General features: G+C 69.9%; 15 protein-coding genes. 7 read left to right on the top strand and 8 right to left on the bottom strand.

The features are described from left to right. The first annotated feature begins 252 nt into the window (after nt 1-252). The 3 genes from OG251_RS44560 to OG251_RS44570 all read left to right on the top strand — a co-directional run bounded on the left by OG251_RS44560 (nt 253) and on the right by OG251_RS44570 (nt 3,385). A complete protein-coding gene (locus OG251_RS44560; protein ID WP_326683037.1) occupies nt 253-1,302 on the top strand; it encodes a bifunctional DNA primase/polymerase in 1,050 nt (349 codons plus the stop codon). Further along, nucleotides 1,299-2,837, top strand: a complete 1,539-nt coding sequence (locus OG251_RS44565; protein WP_326683014.1) for a DNA primase family protein — start codon at nt 1,299-1,301, stop codon at nt 2,835-2,837. Before OG251_RS44560 ends, OG251_RS44565 begins: the two co-directional genes overlap by 4 nt. A 161-nt stretch (nt 2,838-2,998) precedes the next feature. Next, nucleotides 2,999-3,385 carry a DUF6009 family protein gene (locus OG251_RS44570; protein ID WP_073724379.1) on the top strand — a complete coding sequence of 129 codons (387 nt, stop codon included), beginning with the start codon at nt 2,999-3,001 and terminating at the stop codon, nt 3,383-3,385. A gap of 90 nt (nt 3,386-3,475) precedes the next feature. Here the strand turns inward: OG251_RS44570 and OG251_RS44575 are convergent, their stop codons facing one another. Beyond that, nucleotides 3,476-4,066, bottom strand: a complete 591-nt coding sequence (locus OG251_RS44575) for a UbiX family flavin prenyltransferase (protein WP_326683038.1) — start codon at nt 4,064-4,066, stop codon at nt 3,476-3,478. 117 nt (nt 4,067-4,183) lie between these two features. Then, entirely contained in the window at nt 4,184-5,623 is a 1,440-nt protein-coding gene (locus tag OG251_RS44580) for a UbiD family decarboxylase (protein ID WP_326683015.1), read from the bottom strand. A gap of 218 nt (nt 5,624-5,841) precedes the next feature. On the opposite strand from OG251_RS44580, the gene OG251_RS44585 reads away from it, so the two are divergent. Further along, nucleotides 5,842-6,867, top strand: coding sequence for an Lrp/AsnC family transcriptional regulator (locus tag OG251_RS44585; protein WP_326683016.1), 1,026 nt, complete (start codon nt 5,842-5,844; stop codon nt 6,865-6,867). A gap of 63 nt (nt 6,868-6,930) precedes the next feature. On the opposite strand, the gene OG251_RS44590 is transcribed toward OG251_RS44585, so the two are convergent. Next, entirely contained in the window at nt 6,931-7,875 is a 945-nt protein-coding gene (locus OG251_RS44590) for an NADP-dependent oxidoreductase (RefSeq protein ID WP_326683039.1), read from the bottom strand. 114 nt (nt 7,876-7,989) lie between these two features. On the opposite strand from OG251_RS44590, the gene OG251_RS44595 reads away from it, so the two are divergent. Together OG251_RS44595 and OG251_RS44600 are read left to right on the top strand one after the other, a co-directional pair. After that, a complete protein-coding gene (locus OG251_RS44595; protein WP_326683017.1) occupies nt 7,990-8,949 on the top strand; it encodes a GlxA family transcriptional regulator in 960 nt (319 codons plus the stop codon). 127 nt (nt 8,950-9,076) lie between these two features. Continuing rightward, the gene (locus OG251_RS44600) at nt 9,077-9,439 is read left to right on the top strand and encodes a DUF1330 domain-containing protein (RefSeq protein ID WP_326683018.1); all 363 of its coding nucleotides are present in this window, start codon (nt 9,077-9,079) and stop codon (nt 9,437-9,439) included. A 39-nt stretch (nt 9,440-9,478) separates the two neighbouring features. On the opposite strand, the gene OG251_RS44605 is transcribed toward OG251_RS44600, so the two are convergent. The 3 genes from OG251_RS44605 to OG251_RS44615 are packed head-to-tail and all read right to left on the bottom strand — an operon-like array spanning nt 9,479 to nt 11,969. Then, the gene (locus OG251_RS44605) at nt 9,479-10,435 is read right to left on the bottom strand and encodes an alpha/beta fold hydrolase (RefSeq protein ID WP_326683019.1); all 957 of its coding nucleotides are present in this window, start codon (nt 10,433-10,435) and stop codon (nt 9,479-9,481) included. 59 nt (nt 10,436-10,494) lie between these two features. After that, nucleotides 10,495-11,739 carry a beta-ketoacyl-[acyl-carrier-protein] synthase family protein gene (locus OG251_RS44610; RefSeq protein WP_326683020.1) on the bottom strand — a complete coding sequence of 415 codons (1,245 nt, stop codon included), beginning with the start codon at nt 11,737-11,739 and terminating at the stop codon, nt 10,495-10,497. Next, nucleotides 11,736-11,969 carry an acyl carrier protein gene (locus tag OG251_RS44615; RefSeq protein WP_073724391.1) on the bottom strand — a complete coding sequence of 78 codons (234 nt, stop codon included), beginning with the start codon at nt 11,967-11,969 and terminating at the stop codon, nt 11,736-11,738. Before OG251_RS44615 ends, OG251_RS44610 begins: the two co-directional genes overlap by 4 nt. Before the next feature lie 188 nt (nt 11,970-12,157). On the opposite strand from OG251_RS44615, the gene OG251_RS44620 reads away from it, so the two are divergent. Next, entirely contained in the window at nt 12,158-12,844 is a 687-nt protein-coding gene (locus OG251_RS44620; protein WP_326683021.1) for a class I SAM-dependent methyltransferase, read from the top strand. Between the two features lie 65 nt (nt 12,845-12,909). Here the strand turns inward: OG251_RS44620 and OG251_RS44625 are convergent, their stop codons facing one another. After that, complete coding sequence (locus OG251_RS44625; protein WP_326683022.1) at nt 12,910-13,353, bottom strand: MarR family transcriptional regulator; 444 nt, start codon at nt 13,351-13,353, stop codon at nt 12,910-12,912. Next, nucleotides 13,350-14,057 carry a hypothetical protein gene (locus tag OG251_RS44630; RefSeq protein WP_326683023.1) on the bottom strand — a complete coding sequence of 236 codons (708 nt, stop codon included), beginning with the start codon at nt 14,055-14,057 and terminating at the stop codon, nt 13,350-13,352. Before OG251_RS44630 ends, OG251_RS44625 begins: the two co-directional genes overlap by 4 nt. Between the last annotated feature and the right edge of the window lie 1,060 nt (nt 14,058-15,117).

Raw genomic sequence — 15,117 nt, forward strand, 5'->3', positions numbered from 1 at the left:
CGGCGGAGGCAGGGACTCAAGGGACCGGGAATCTGATAGAACGGCACGCGGGTCGAAACCGTCATTCCCTGCGGATCCACGTCATAGACTCTCTTCCGAAAGTGAGTCCCTTCGGTCCCTGCCCACGGCAGGGAACCCCCTGTGACCAGCAGGCTTCCGGCAGGGAACCAAGGCCCGACGACCGGACCCGACGAGGACGACTGCGTGCAGCGCCACGGTGAGACGAGCTCAACCGCTCCCCCCGCCAGGTCGGTGGCCCCGCTTGCCCTTGCCCGCTGGTGCGCCGGAAACGGCTGGCCGGTCCATCCGCTGGCCGCAGGACGCAAAACGCCGGCCGCCAACTGCCCCTCCTGCAAGGACCGGCACCACGATCCCGCGACGTGCCCGTGCCTGCCCGCAGGACGCCCCTGCCACGGCTTCCACGCGGGCACCACGGCCCCGGACAGGATCGACCGCTGGTGGGGCGACACCCCCCGCGCCGGGGTCGGTGTCGCCTGCGGTCCGGCCGGCCTGGTCGTCATCGACGTCGACGCGCACTCCGCCCCCGTCCCCGACCGGGGCCGCCTGCTCCCGGGCATCGCGATCCACGAGTCCGTCAACCTCGACGGGCTCGCCTCGGGCTTCGACACCCTGGCGCTCCTCGCGGCACTCCGGAGACAGCCGTCCCCCGCGGAGGACGAAAGCACCCTGAGGGTCCGTACGCCGTCGGGCGGGCTGCACGTCTGGTACCGGAACCCGGCCCCCGCCCCGCGGTACCGGTCCTCGGCCGGATCCAGCCCGAAGGTCGCCCTCGCCTGGCAGGTCGACGTACGGGCCCACGGCGGATACATCATCGCCCCGGCGACCCGCACCTCCCAGGGCACGTACGAAGCCGTCGGCGCCACCCGGATGCCCGCCCCGCTGCCGGAGTGGCTCGCCGTGGAACTCACCCGCACCGGACATGTCCTGACGCCCGACCGCCCGAGAACGCCCCCAGCCCCGCTCGCCGCCCCCCTTCCCCGTGCCCGCGGCGCGCGCAGCCCGAAGCGCGCCCAGCGGGTGCTCGACCCGCTCGTCGGCGCCGTCCGCGCGTGCGCGGCGACGCCCGAGGGAGCCGGGTTCACGGAGAAGCTGAACCGCGCCGCGTTCACGGCAGGGGGCCTGATCGCCGCCGGGCACCTGGACGAACGGGCCGTCCGCCCCCTCCTGGCGGACGCGGCCGATGCCGCCAGGCCCTGGCAGACGGCGCGCAACGAGAAGATCATTCATGACGGTCTCGCCGCCGGGACCGTCCGTCCGCTCCACCTCGAAGGACGTTCATGAGCAGCGCCGAAAGCAAGCGTTTTGACGCAACTGCCGCCGCTCAGCAGATGCTCGATCTTCAGGACGACATCCCGGCCCTGCCCGCGCAGACGTCGGCCGAGCAGCCGCCCGCACCGGCGGCCCCCGCTGCCCCTCCGGCCGGGGCCACGGACGGACAGCTGCCCACCACCCTCACCGACCGCGGCAACGCGAAACTGTTCGTCCGCCTCTACCGCGACGCGTTCCGGCATGTCGAGGGCCTGGGCTGGTTCTGCTGGGACGGATACCGGTGGAAGCGCACCGGAGGGGAGAAGGCCGCGCTGTGGGCGGCGGGGGAGATGGCCGAGGAGATGCCGGAGGCCGACCCCCGCGGTGTGTTCAGCAACCGCGAGCTGTACCTCCACAAGAAGCGCACGCTGTCGACCACCGGCATGAAAGCGCTCCTCGTCCAGGCCAAAGCCTCCCCGGACCTGTCCCTGGACCCCGACACCCTCGACGGCGACCCCTACGCCCTGTGCACCCCCGAAGGCGTCGTCGACCTGACCACCGGCAGGCTCCGCAAGCCGGACGCGACCCGGGACTTCCACTCCCGCGCCACCAGCGTCGCCCCCGAGGCCATGCCCACCCCGCGCTGGGACCGCTTTCTCACCGACACCTTCGGCGACGACGCCGAAGGCCGGGAAATGATCGACTTCCTGAACCTGCTCCTCGGCTACTCCGTCACCGGCGACGTCGGGGCCCAGGTCCTGCCCTTCCTCCACGGACAGGGCAAGAACGGCAAGTCCGTCCTCCTCGACGTGATGATCCAGATCCTGGGCGACTACGCGGACGCCGCCCCGCCCGGCTTCCTCATGGACCGCGGCGCGTTCTCCGAGCACTCCACCGAGCTCACCGAGCTCCACGGCCGCCGCCTCATCGTCTGCAGCGAACTCAAACCGAACGACAAGTTCGACGAAGCACGTGTCCGCCTCCTGACCGGCGGCGACAAGATCAAGGCCCGACGCATGCGGCAGGACTACTTCTCCTTCACCCCCACCCACCACCTCTGGCTCCTCGGCAACCACCGCCCCGAGGTCTCCACCGGCGGCTTCGCCTTCTGGCGCCGTATCCGCCTGCTGCCCTTCGAACGCGTCGTCCCCGACGCACACAAGATCGACAACCTGGCCGTCGAACTCGTCCGCGACGAAGGCCCCGGCATCCTGCACTGGCTCACCGAAGGCGCCCGCCGCTACCTCGCCACCCGCGACCCCCTCACCGGCCCCGACCGGGTCCGTATCGCCACCAGCGCCTACGCCAACACCGAGGACCACATCGGTCGCTTCCTCGCCGAATGCTGCACCCGTGACACCGAGACCCACCCCGACCTCCGCGTCGAGCAGGGTCTTCTCTACAACGCCTACAGCTCCTGGTGCACCGCCGGAGAGGGCATCCGCCCCGCCACCGCACGCACCTTCGCCACCCGGGTCCGGCAGGAACTCGCCCTCGCGTCACCCTCCGACATGATCAAATCCAACGGCAGGAAGTTCTACCCCGCCCTGGCCCTGGTGGCCGAGTAGATGCCGCCCGCCGACGCATCGCCGCACCCATACCCCGGACCCCTCTACGATGAAGGGGCCCACCCCCGCGCGGACGTCCCCGCCGCGCCCCGGGCCGGGACACAACGAAAGCACCGGACGGACCACCACCGGCGCAGCCCCACACAGGAGGGAACGCGGCCATGAGCTCGCTACTGACCGAGAGCGACCTCAGCGACGAAGCCCGCATCGTGTGGCTGGAGAACCCCGACGCCCTCGACTACGTCCGCCAGGCCCTCGACAAGACGCCCCGCCGCCGCAACAAACCCCGCTACGCCCGCGACGGCAGGATGATCGGCTACACCGAACTCGACGAGACCGCGGACGCCGACCCCGACAGCGGCCTCTACCGCCGCCGGGTCTTCTTCCTGCTTCCCCACGACCGGGACACCGCCCCCGAAGGCGTCTACCGCCAGGGAGCGCCCGGCGAGGCCGTCGACCCGCGGACCGTCGAGGCCCGCAAGGTCGGAGAGAAGACCCTCCGCTCCCAGCAGGGCGCTGCCGCGTCCGTGTCTTCCGCGAGCCGCTGACACACCGGGCCGCCCGGTACCGCAGCGTTGCGGACCGGCGGCGTCAACCGGGCGGCAGCCCGCGCCGGGCCGGATTCCCCGTACGGTGGATCAGCGTCCGCTGCGCGCGTCGCCCAGACCCTGCCACCGCTCCGCGATGTCCGCGGTGGGTGCGGGGAGCTGGAACTGGTCGAGTATCCGCATCACGATGTGGTCCACGATGTCGCCGATACCGCGCGGGATGTCGTAGAAGGCGGGCATGGGCGGGACGATGCGCGCCCCCATCCGGGAGAGGGCGAGCATGTTCTCCAGATGGATCTCGTTCAGCGGTGTCTCCCGCGGTACGAGAACCAGCGGGCGGCGCTCCTTGAGCGTGACGTCGGCCGCGCGGGCGATGAGATTGTCGGCGAATCCGTGGCGTACCGCCGCAAGGGTCTTCATGCTGCACGGCACGATGACCATTCCCGCGACGGGATAGGAGCCGGAGGAGATCGTGGCGCCCTGCTCACCGAACTTGTGACTCACATCGGCGAGTTCGGCGAACTGCCGGCTGGTGCGGGACGTCTCCACCTCGATGGTGGAGCGGGCCCAGGTGCTCAGGACGAGATGGGTCTCCACCTCCGGCACCTCCCGCAGGACCTCCAGCAGGCGGAGAGCGATCGGGGCCCCGGTGGCGCCGGTGACTCCGACAACGATCCGGATGGGGACGTGTGTGGGGGTGGGGGCTGTCACAGCATGCTCCTGGTACGGGAAGGAAGGGGAGGGGGCGGACCGGCCGGGAGGGAGGCACACAGCGGCCCTCCCTCCCGTCGGTGCGGGCTACAGAGGCAGGACACCCGCCCAGCGCCTGCGCAGGTCCTCGCGGGTCGCGTCGTCGACGCGATTGGCCGCCGGGTACTGGTCCTTCCACGCGAACGGCTTGGTCGCGTCGATCAGCACGATGCCCATCGACAGGTCGCCGTCCACCCGCTTGGCGGGCGACAGGCGCGGATCGATCGCGGTGGTCGGTGCGCGCAGCACCTGGAGGGACTCCGACGGGTCGACGCGGGTGAACACCGCCCACAGGACGTGGTTGATGTCGGTGATGTCGATGTCCTCGTCGACCACCACGAAGTACCGCTCCATCCCGCCGGTACGCTTGCGCCCCGCCGCCGCGAGCAGCGCGTGCATGGCGTCGCCCGCGCCGGTCTGTTCGATGGAGACGACCATCATGAGCTGCCGGGCGTACGCCCACACCCCCTTGATGTTCTGCACCCCGGAGGCTTCCAGGTGGTCCCAGGTCACCGACGCCGAGTACAGCGGGACGGCCTGGTCACCGGCCGGAACGGTCGGGAGCATCGGCGGGGCGCCCAGGATGATCGGGTCGTCGCGGTGCAGGATCCGGGTCACCCGGACCACGGTCTCCTGGCCCGAGTGGGTGTAGTAGCCGGTCCACTCCCCGAACGGGCCTTCCAGTACGGACTCCTCCTCGACCGGCGGCAGTTCACCCTCGATGACGATCTCCGCGTACGCCGGGACGGGAAGGTCGCTGCCCGGTGCGTACAGCACCTCGACCCCCTGCCCGCGCAGCCCGCCCGCCAGGTCGTACTCCGACATCCCGGACGGCGCGGCGATCGCCGCCGCGGTCGAGAGGATCGGGTCCTGGCCCACCACCACCGCGATCGGGCAGTTCAGGCCGCGCTGCCAGTACTTCTCGGCGATGGCCTTGGCGTGCCGGTTGCCGAGCATCCAGAGCGAGAGCCGGTCCCGGCCCTGGACACAGGCCCGGTACGTGCCGACGTTGACCCAGCCACTGTCGGGGTCACGGGTGATGACCATGCAGGCGGTACCGATGTAGCGGCCGCCGTCCCCGTCGTGCCACCGCGGCGCGGGGAAGACACCGAGATCCACGTCATCGCCGACCAGGACGTTCTCCAGCACCGGGCCCGTGGCGACCTCCACCGGAGGAATCGGTTCGAGCCGCTTGCTCAGGTCCTTCCACTCCCGAACGATGTCCAGCTTCCCCGTCTCCGGCGGCAGCCCGAGGGCCACCGCCGTACGGGCGGCCGTCCCCATGAAGTTGGTGAACACCCGGTACCCCGCCGGGAAGCCGGGGATGTTGTCGAACATCAGGGCGGGGCCTTCCTTCTCCGCCATCAGTTCGGAGATGCCGCCGATGTCCAGGTCCCGGTCCGCGCCGTCGATCCGGAGGACCTCGTCCTTCCCCAGGGTCCCGGTGATGTGGTCGATGTAATGCCGAAGATCACGGAATGCGCTCATGTGCCGTCGGGAGCCGGGCGGCAGGCCCGGAGTCTCCCGTCCTCCTCATTCTCGAAGGCGGCCGGCTGCGGCTGAAGCAGCCGGCCGCGAAGCGTGCGGCTGCCGCCCGGGCAGGGGCCCGGGCGGGGCTCGCACACCGAGGATTCGCACCGGCCCCGACCGCGGGCAACGAGCAGGCACACGGATGCCGGTTTTCACGAGATATAGAGTCGGGATACATGGAATCCCTCGATCTGCAGCTGATCCACGCACTGAAGATCGACGGCCGCGCACCACTGCGCCGGATCGCCTCGGTGCTGGGTGTCTCCGACCAGCTGGCCGCCCGCCGCTACGCCCGGCTCTGCGAGACGGCCGGGCTCCGCGTCGTGGGACGGCTCAACCCCCGGCCGGTGGGACAGACCGTGTGGGTGCTGCGCCTCCAGTGCGTCCCCAGCGCCTCGCACGGCATCGCCCGCGCACTGGCCGAGCGGGACGACACCCGGTGGGTCCAGCTCGCCTCCGGCGGGACCGAGGTCATCTGCCACCTCGCGGTGCACGGCGACAGGGACCGGGACGCCCTGCTGCTGGACAGGATCCCCGCGAGCCGCCGGGTCACGGCGATCACCGCGCACCGGATGCTGCGGCTGTTCAAGGGCGGCCCGACCACCTGGCACGGCCCCACCTCCGCGCTGAGCCGGGAGCAGAGCGACGCCCTCGCCCCCGGGTACCCGCCTCCCGACGCCCGCTCCTCGCCGCTGCGGCTGACGGATCTCGACCAGGTCCTGCTGGCCACGCTGACCCGCGACGGCCGTACGCCGCACGCCCGGCTGGCCGCCGAGGCCCGCTGCCACGAATCGACCGTGCGCCGCCGCATCGCCCACCTGCGTACGGCCGGGGCGCTCTTCTTCGACGTGGACGTCGACGAGAGCACGCTGGGAGACCCGGCGGCCACGGTGATGTGGATGGCCGTGCGGCCCGCACGGCTCGCAGCCGTGGCCGCCGCGCTGGCAGAGCACCCGGAAGTGGCGTACGCGGCGGCCACCACGGGGCGTACCAACCTCTTCGCCAAGGTCCTCTGCCCCGACGACGAGTACCTGTACACCTACCTCTCCGACCGCGTCGGAGCCCTTCCCGGCATCGACACGGTCGAGACCGCCCCGGTCATCCGCGTCTTCAAACGCTCGGGCGCCGTCGCCCGCGACCGGGGCCGGCCGGTGGGCGCGAGCGGCGAACGACGAAGCGCCCAGGGACATTCACCCTCATGAGTGACGCACCGACCGGTGCCCCGCCCAGGACAGCGGTCGGTGAACTCCGCCGCACCGCGACGGTCAGGACGCCTGCGGTCCGACGGTGAGCACGATCTTGCCCGTGGTCCGGTCGGTCTCTCCGAGGGCGTGCGCCGCGGCCGCTTCGGCGAGCGGGAAGACGGCCTCGATGTGGGCGCGCAGCGAGCCGGCCTCCACGAGGTCCGCGATCGCCCTCATGCCCGCGTGGTCCGCCTCCACGAGCAGGGTTTCGACGCGGACACCCAGCCCGTCCGCCCGTGCGGCCTCGTCCGGGTCCGTCCCCGGCAGGAGGGAGACGAGGACGCCGCCGGGGCGCAGGATGCCGAGCGACCGGGCGCGGGTGTCGCCGGAGAGGGGGTCGAGGACGACATCGATGTTCTGGACGGCTTCGGCGAAGTCGACGCTGCGGTAGTCGATCACCTCGTCGGCGCCGAGCGAGCGGACGAAGTCGTGCTTGGGAGCGCTGGCGGTGCCGATGACGTACGCGCCGCGGGCCTTGGCGATCTGGACGGCGAGATGACCGACGCCACCGGCGGCCGCGTGGACGAGGACCCGCTGACCGGGGCGGACCCCGGCGGTGTCGACGAGCGCCTGGTACGCGGTCAGGGCGGCGAGCGGGAGGGCCCCGGCCTGGATGTGGTCGATACCGGCGGGCTTGTGGGCGAAGGCGCGCGCCGGGGCGGTCACGTACTCGGCGTGGGAGCCCACACCGTACGGGTAGGGGAGCATGCCGAAGACCTCGTCGCCGGGCTTGAACAGGGTGACGCCGTAGCCGACGGCTTCGACGACTCCGGAGACGTCCCAGCCGAGGACGAGCGGCAGCCGGTCGAGGAAGCCGCCGCCGGCCCGGTGCTTCCAGTCGGTGGGATTGACACCGGCCGCGCGGACGGCGACCGAGATCTGGCTCGGTCCGGGGACGGGCTTCGGCAGACGGACCTCCTTGAGGACGTCGGGGGTGCCGTTGATGTCCTGGCTGATGGCGCGCATGGTGGCGGCGGCCGGTGCGGTGTTGTCCGCTGTGCTGTGGCTCATGGGTCCAGCGTGGCGGACCGGCCCGTTCCGTACCATGGCATGATTGCCATCTTTCGACAGGATCCTGCCATGGGACATGTTCACCGCGTCGTCGTCCTCGCACTGGACGGCGTGTACCCGTTCGAACTGGGCATTCCGAGCCGGGTCTTCGGAGCCGCGGACGGCCGGTACGAGGTGGTCACCTGCACCGTCGACGGACGCCCCGTGCGGACGAACTCCGATTTCTCGGTCCATGTCGAGCACGGCCCGGAGGTGCTGGCCACGGCCGACACCGTTGTGATCCCCCCGTTCGACACCTCACTCATCACGCGGGAGGTGCCACCGGCCCTCGCCACAGCCCTGGCCTCCGTTCCGACGGGCGCGCGCGTCGTGTCGATCTGCACCGCCGCCTTCCTCCTCGCGGCCGCCGGACTGCTCGACGGCCGCCCGGCCACCACACACTGGGCGCTCGCCCGCGTCTTCCAGCAGTGGTTCCCGCACATCGCGCTCGATCCGGACGTGCTCTTCGTCGACGACGGTGACGTGCTGACATCGGCGGGCGCCGCCTCGGGGGTCGACGTCTGCCTGCACCTCGTACGCAAGGACCACGGCACCGAGATCGCCAACCGTGTCGCGCGCGCCTGCGTCGTACCGCCGTGGCGGGACGGCGGGCAGGCGCAGTACATCGAGCAGCCGGTGCCCGAGACCTCGGCGAACGGAACCGCGGCCACCCGTCAGTGGGCGCTGGAGAACCTGCGCGAGCCGCTGACCCTGGCCGAACTCGCCGACCACGCCCGCATGAGCCTGCGGACCTTCGCCCGCCGCTTCGGCGAGGAGGTGGGCATGAGTCCGGGGCGGTGGCTGATCCAGCAGCGCGTCGCCAGGGCACGCCATCTGCTGGAATCCACCGACTTTCCGGTGGACGACATCGCCGCCCAGGTCGGCTTCGGCACGGGTACGTCGCTGCGCCAGCACCTGCACACGGCCATCGGCGTGACCCCGCTCGCCTACCGGCGCACCTTCCGGGGCGTACCGGCGGACATCCACTGAGACCGAGCGGGGGAGGGAACTCCCGCTCGTGGCACCGCTCATGATGACGTGTGAGGTAATCGCGGCTCCGCCCACTCCCGGCTAGGTTCGGTCACCGCTCATGTTCCCGGAACCGAGGAGCCCGACCGTGCCCGCTTTCGGCTTCGCCCATCTCCGCAGCCGCCGTCATCACTCCGACATCATCGAGTACCTGGAGCGCATCCAGGCAACCCTCGACCCCTTCGAGGGCCGCTTCGTCATCCACGGCCCGCCCACCCAAGTGCTGGAGGGGAACTGGCCCGGCACCATGGTGCTGATCGAGTTCCCCGGCCTGGACGTGGCCCGCGCCTGGTACGACTCCCCGGCGTACCAGGAGATCCTGCCGCTGCGCAGCGACCACATCGAGGGGGACCTCCTGCTGATCGACGGCGTCGGTCCGGGCTACGACCCGGCCGACCGCGCACGCAGCCTGCGCGCCGAGGCCGAACAGGCGGGGGAGCGGGACTCGTAGGACCGAAACCGCAGGAGGAGCGCGCCGAGGAGCGCCGCGCTACCGGGAGGCCACGCCCATGACGCCGGCGCGCGACGCGCTCTGCTCCGGCAGCACGCCGTTGTGCGCTGCCGTGTCATATCCCGTGCCGTTCTTCTCGGGCAGCACGTACGGCGCGTCCTTCAGCGACCGGCCGGTGAAATAGCGCAGTGCGAGGTCCGCCACGTCATGGGCCCGTTCCAGCACGACCCAGTGGTCCGAGTCGCGCACCTGAAGGAACGTGCCGTGCTCGATCGTCGAGGCGAAGGCCCGCTGCTCGTCCACGGGGGTGAGATTGTCGTGCTCGCCGCTGAACACCAGCGTCGGCACCCCGTCGAGCCCTCCCTCCAAGGAGGGGACCGCCGTGCTGAGCGCGCGTTCCAGGGAAGCCTGGGCATGCGGCGTGCGGGAGTACGTCTGGTACACGGCCCGCTTCACATACCGGTAGGCGAGGTGCCGGTGGAGCACGGGCAGCGCGGGGTCCCTGCACAGCATGGACTCGGCGAACAACGCCGCGAATTCGTGGAGACGGCCCGCCTCCAACTCGTCGGACAGCTCCTGGAGGCGGGCGTACTGGGCGTCGGAGAGCGAAGTCGGTACGCCGCCGAGGACCAGCCGGGAGACCAGCCGGGGCCGACGCTGCGCACACAGGTACGCGATGACCGCTCCGAAGGAGTAGCCGAACAGATTGACGCGGTCCACGCCTAGGTCGTCGATGATCTGCTCGGTCGCCCGGCAGAGCAGCGGGAGCGCGTCGTGCGCGGCCAGCGGGTCGGCGCTGCCGGTGCCGGGGAGGTCGGCGGTGATCACATCCGTCACCGCGCCCAGCCGGTCCTCGATCTGGGGCCACCCGTACATCCCCTGCAACGCGCCGCCCAGGACGAGTACCGGGTCGGTCCGGGTACGGGGCCCGGGGACCAGCCGGTAGGAGTAGGACAGGCCGTCCACGGTCAGGGTACGGACGATTTCTTCGGGCATGGCTTCCTCATGTTGATGGCCCGCGCCGGGCGGAGCGGCGGCGGTCTCAGGGCGGCGGATCATGCCCGCGTGAGCACCAGGGCGGCGGCGAACCCGCCGAACCCCATCGACGACTTCACCGCGCAGTCCAGACGGGCGGGCCGGGCCTCCTTGGCCACCACCTCGACCTGGACGGCGGGGTCCAGGGATGTGAGGTTCGCGGTGGGCGGGACGAGCTGATGATGGAGCGCCAGCACGGTCAGGGCGGACTCGATCCCTCCGGAGGCGCCGAGGGTGTGTCCGGTCATCGCCTTGGTGGACGTGACCAGCGGACGCTGTCCGCACACCCGGGCGATGACGGCGCTCTCCACGAGGTCGTTGAGGACCGTCCCGGTGCCGTGGGCGTTGACGTGGTCGACGTCGGAGCCGGTCAGACCCGCATCCGCGAGCGCGGCACGCAACGCCCGTTCCAGACCTGCCCCGTCGGGGTCGGGCGCGACGGTCGCGTCGGGGTCGGTGGCCGCCCCGTAGCCGGTGAGCTCGGCCAGGACGGTGGCGCCGCGCGCACGGGCGTGCTCGGGGCGCTCCAGAACCAGCAGACCGGCGCCTTCGCCGAGGACGAAACCGTCGCGGTCGGCGTCGAAGGGGCGGCATGCGGCCGTCGGGTCGTCCCGGCGGGTGGACAGGGCTTTGAGCTGATTGGCGCCGGCCACCAGCAGCCGGCTCGCCGCGGACTCCGCACCGCCCGCGATGACGATGTCGCAGGCCCCGGACCGCAGCAACTGGTGTGCTGTGCCCAGCGCGTGCGTGCCCGAGGCGCAGGCCGTGGAGATCGCGAAGCTGGGCCCTCCCGCCCCGAGATCGCGGCACACGCTGTCGGCCGCCCCACTGACAGGCGTGAGCAGCCCCACCTTGGGGGAGACCCGCCGGGCTCCACGCTCGCCGAGCACGGCGATCTGTTCGTCGTAGAAGGGCACACCGCCGTGGCCCGATCCGATGACCACCGCGACCCGGTCGCCGTCCCACACGCGGTGGTCCAGCCCCGCCGCCGAAACGGCCTCGCGCGCCGCGACCACCGCCAGCTGGGAGAAACGGTCCATCAGCCGGGATGTGGCGACCCCGAGCAGCGCCGCGGAGTCGAACCCGCCGACGGTATAGGCGAAGTCGCAGGCCATCCCCACCAGCGCCGGGTGCGGGCCCACTCCCGACGGTGTGGTGGAGTGCGTGATGTGGTGCCAGGTCCGCCCGGCACCGATTCCGGCGGCCGTGACCAGGCCCACGCCGGTCACCGCCGCCGCGAACCGCGCGCCACGCGCCGCCTTCACAGGGCCGCCTTGAGGCCCACGAGATCGATGAGTTGGGCGACGGTGTGCCGAGAGGTCAGATGTACGTCGTCCAGGTCGATGCCCATCCGGTCCTCGATGATCACCCGCAGCTCCTCCAGGGCCAGCGAGTCCAGACGCAGCTGATGCAGCGGAGTGTCCGCGGGAACCGCCTGTGAGTCGACGCCGAAGTTCTGGGTCAGTACGTCTCGGACGTGTTGCGCGGCGCCCACGGGTCCTCCTTCAACAGTGGTGCCCGACCACCGTTTGGCAGGCCCTGTTGCTGAACGCCGGAACGGGCGAGCAGTTACGCTCCGGGCGCCCCGCACCGGGCCGCTCGCACACCAGAACGAAGCACCGGCCGATTCCGTCGACGGCCAACGGGGGTGTGCATGCGGCCGGGACTTGATGGACTGGGCGGATGAAGATCCTGTCGCCTCGTGTCCTACGGGCCCTCGAACGGTTCAATGCCGCTTATCCCTGGGACCACAACGCCCACTTCCACCGCTGGATCCTGCGGCAGCTGCCCGGACGCTTCGACCACGCCCTGGACATCGGCTCCGGCAGTGGCGACCTCGCAAGACTCCTGGCCGGACGTGGCGCCGCCGTGAGGGCGGTCGATTCCGATCCGGTGATCACTGCCCGGGCCCGGAAGCTGACTCCCGCCGCGCTTCCTGTGACCTACACCGTGGCGGACGTCGTAGCCGAGTTCCCCTCCGGCTCCTACGACGTCATCACATGCGTCGCCACCCTCCACCATCTGCCGTTCGCCGAGACGCTCACCTGCTTCCGCCGTCATCTGGCGCCGGGAGGAGTCCTGGTGGTCGTCGGCCTGTCCCGCGCCCGGACGCCTGTGGACCACCTGCTCGGTGTCGCGTCCATTCCGGCCAACGCGGCCATGGGCTGGCTGAAGAACAAGGGCCGTCCTTCGCCCCGGCCCGTCTCCATGACGGCGCCTGTCCGCTCGGCGGACATGACCTTTGACGACATCGTCCGCGCAACCGGAAACATCCTCCCCGGCGCGCGACTGCGACGACGTCTGTTCTGGCGCTACACGCTCGTGTGGGACCAGCCCGAGGCAGGCCAGGGGTTCGGCGAAGGAGGCTGATGATGACAAGCCTGCCCCGTGTACGCGGTCGGGTCCCCGCGTTGGGGTGCTTCTCCGGTCTCCGATCAGGAGACGGCTCTGAACACCTGACGGCGTTTCTGGTCGTCCCTCTCCCGTCGCTTGACGGCGAGCTGGTCCTGGTAGGCGGCCGCTGCGCTCTTGTAGCGGTCGAGGAAGTCCGGGGAGTTCAGCCGTTGTTGCTTGGGCATCTCCCTGACTGCGGCGACGGCGTCCTCGGGGGTGAGGTAGGCAGCGAGCATGGCGTTGATCTGGTAGATCCCAGCGCGCTGTTTCTTCACCAACTGGGCCAAGTCCAGGTCTCGCATCGCAGCGTTCACCGCAGGACGGCTCAGCTTGAGCATCTTGGCGATGGTGCTCTGGTCGATCTCGATGCGTCCGCCGGGCTCGCTGTGCGCGCGGAGCTTGAGCAGCACGCGGTAGGCCGCGGGTAGCAGGTCCAGATCGGCGACGATGCCTTCGGCGTTGACGGCAGCGAAATGCAGACTCACTGGTCAGTCTCCCTCTCTTGCCGCTGCGCGCGGTCTTTGCGGCGCTGGGCTCGTTGTTCCGCCCGGTCGGTCCGCAGCCTGTTGATTTCCTCGCGCATCTTCTCCAAGGAGGGGAAGCGCACCAAGTCGGGGAGGCTCTGGTCCGATCGGATCTTCGAGATGGTGGTGTGCTGGTCGACCTTGACGTACTCGGCCGGGGTGGTTTCGGTGCCGGGGATGAACTCTGCGACACGGTAGCTGTAGGGCGGGTTGAACTGGTAGACCCCGCGCTTCACCTTGAACACGATGCCGTGCAACATGACCTCGGACAGTGCCTCGTTCGCCTTCGTACGGGATACGCCTAGGACGGTTGCCATCTCCTCCTGCGTCAGTTGGATGCGACCTCCCGCACGTTGGCAGGCGATGAGCAGCAGGATTATCCGCAGAGGCAGCGCCTCGCGGAAGAACTGCGCGATGACGAGGAAGAACTCCAGGCTGTCCATGGAGAAGGCGTTCGGTTGGTTCGGAGCACCGTAGAACTCCATCGGCCTGCGCTGGCTGTCAAGCGTCAGCTTCCGGCCGGGGTACTGCCGGGCGAGGTCGTCCAGGCCTCTGACTGGCATGAGGTGCTGATCAAAAGCGTCGGATGGATCGTTCAGAGGCAGCTTGGGCTGTGGCTCGCCACGAAGACCGGCGTTCCTGCGATGCTGCGGATCGGTTGGCACGAGATAGCTCTCCCAGAAACTGGATCTTCCTTCCGGCGACAATATGTCACCTCAGCTTGACATCCATGTTGCTTGGACACGACACGCCAAAGAGTTGTGTCCCACCAGAGGGGACACAACTCCCACACTGCGTTCCCTGAGTCATGCGCACACCGATGAGCCATTAGATGTTACCTCTACTTGACATCCACCCTGGATTTATGTTGCCTCCAGTTGACATTGAAGGGGCGATAAGCCCCCTCAGTCGGGACACATCGTCTTGGTTATGTCCCGGCTGAGGGGACACATCTCCTAACCCGCATGTCTTTGACCTGGGGTTTCTTAGCTTTCGTCAGTATTAGTTGGCTGAGGTCCACTTCTGGCCGCAGGAGGCCGTGGTGAGTGTGGCTTCGCATGCGGGCCGGAAGACGGGCTGCGGACCGTAGAGGGCAGTAGCCCACCGAGTCTCGGGTCGTGTCGGCCGTGACGGACAGTCACCAAGGAGCAGGGTTGGAGTCCGTGGCGGATTCCGCCGCCGGCTCCGGGGCTGTTCGGCTCCCGCACCCCCGGATGCCAGAATTCACTCTTTCGGTACCTGGGGGTACTGTTCCGGGGCGAAGGCCTACAGCCTTTCCCTGTGAAGTGAGGTCCAGCGGCCTGACATTGATTAACCGTCAGACGCGGCTCGGATCGGCAATCTAAGGGGTTCTCCAGATTCCGCCAACGTTACATAGTGCATTAACTCGATGCACTTGTTGCGCTGAGCCCTGACATGGACTCCCCCTCCTCCTTAGTGGCCAAGTGCCCGCGAAGCGGGCTCCTCGGTCCTGGAGGCGAAGCCGGAAGGAGCCAGCCGGGGAGCGAAGCGGACCAGTCATCAATTGCAGTGCTTCGCACTGCAATTGATCCTGAAGCGAAGCGAAAGGATTGAACCTGCTTCGCAGGGCGAAGTGCGTAGCGCTTCGCTTCGCCCATTGAGCGAAGCGAAAAGGGCCCCTCTGCTTCGCATGGGCCCTGCGAAGCAGGGCCGCGGGGAGCGAAGCGAGCCGCTTCGCTTGCACAGCGCGCAGCGCTGTGGGAC

This window comes from Streptomyces sp. NBC_01237, from assembly GCF_035917275.1.
Taxonomy (GTDB): Bacteria; Actinomycetota; Actinomycetes; order Streptomycetales; family Streptomycetaceae; genus Streptomyces.

Bases quoted from the DNA above. Each gene is read 5' to 3' on its own strand.
- OG251_RS44565 (WP_326683014.1), top strand. From the start codon at position 1,299: ATGAGCAGCGCCGAAAGCAAGCGTTTTGACGCAACTGCCGCCGCTCAG.
- OG251_RS44570 (WP_073724379.1), top strand. From the start codon at position 2,999: ATGAGCTCGCTACTGACCGAGAGCGACCTCAGCGACGAAGCCCGCATC.
- OG251_RS44580 (WP_326683015.1), bottom strand. From the start codon at position 5,623: ATGAGCGCATTCCGTGATCTTCGGCATTACATCGACCACATCACCGGG.
- OG251_RS44585 (WP_326683016.1), top strand. From the start codon at position 5,842: ATGGAATCCCTCGATCTGCAGCTGATCCACGCACTGAAGATCGACGGC.
- OG251_RS44590 (WP_326683039.1), bottom strand. From the start codon at position 7,875: ATGCGCGCCATCAGCCAGGACATCAACGGCACCCCCGACGTCCTCAAG.
- OG251_RS44595 (WP_326683017.1), top strand. From the start codon at position 7,990: ATGGGACATGTTCACCGCGTCGTCGTCCTCGCACTGGACGGCGTGTAC.
- OG251_RS44605 (WP_326683019.1), bottom strand. From the start codon at position 10,435: ATGCCCGAAGAAATCGTCCGTACCCTGACCGTGGACGGCCTGTCCTAC.
- OG251_RS44620 (WP_326683021.1), top strand. From the start codon at position 12,158: ATGAAGATCCTGTCGCCTCGTGTCCTACGGGCCCTCGAACGGTTCAAT.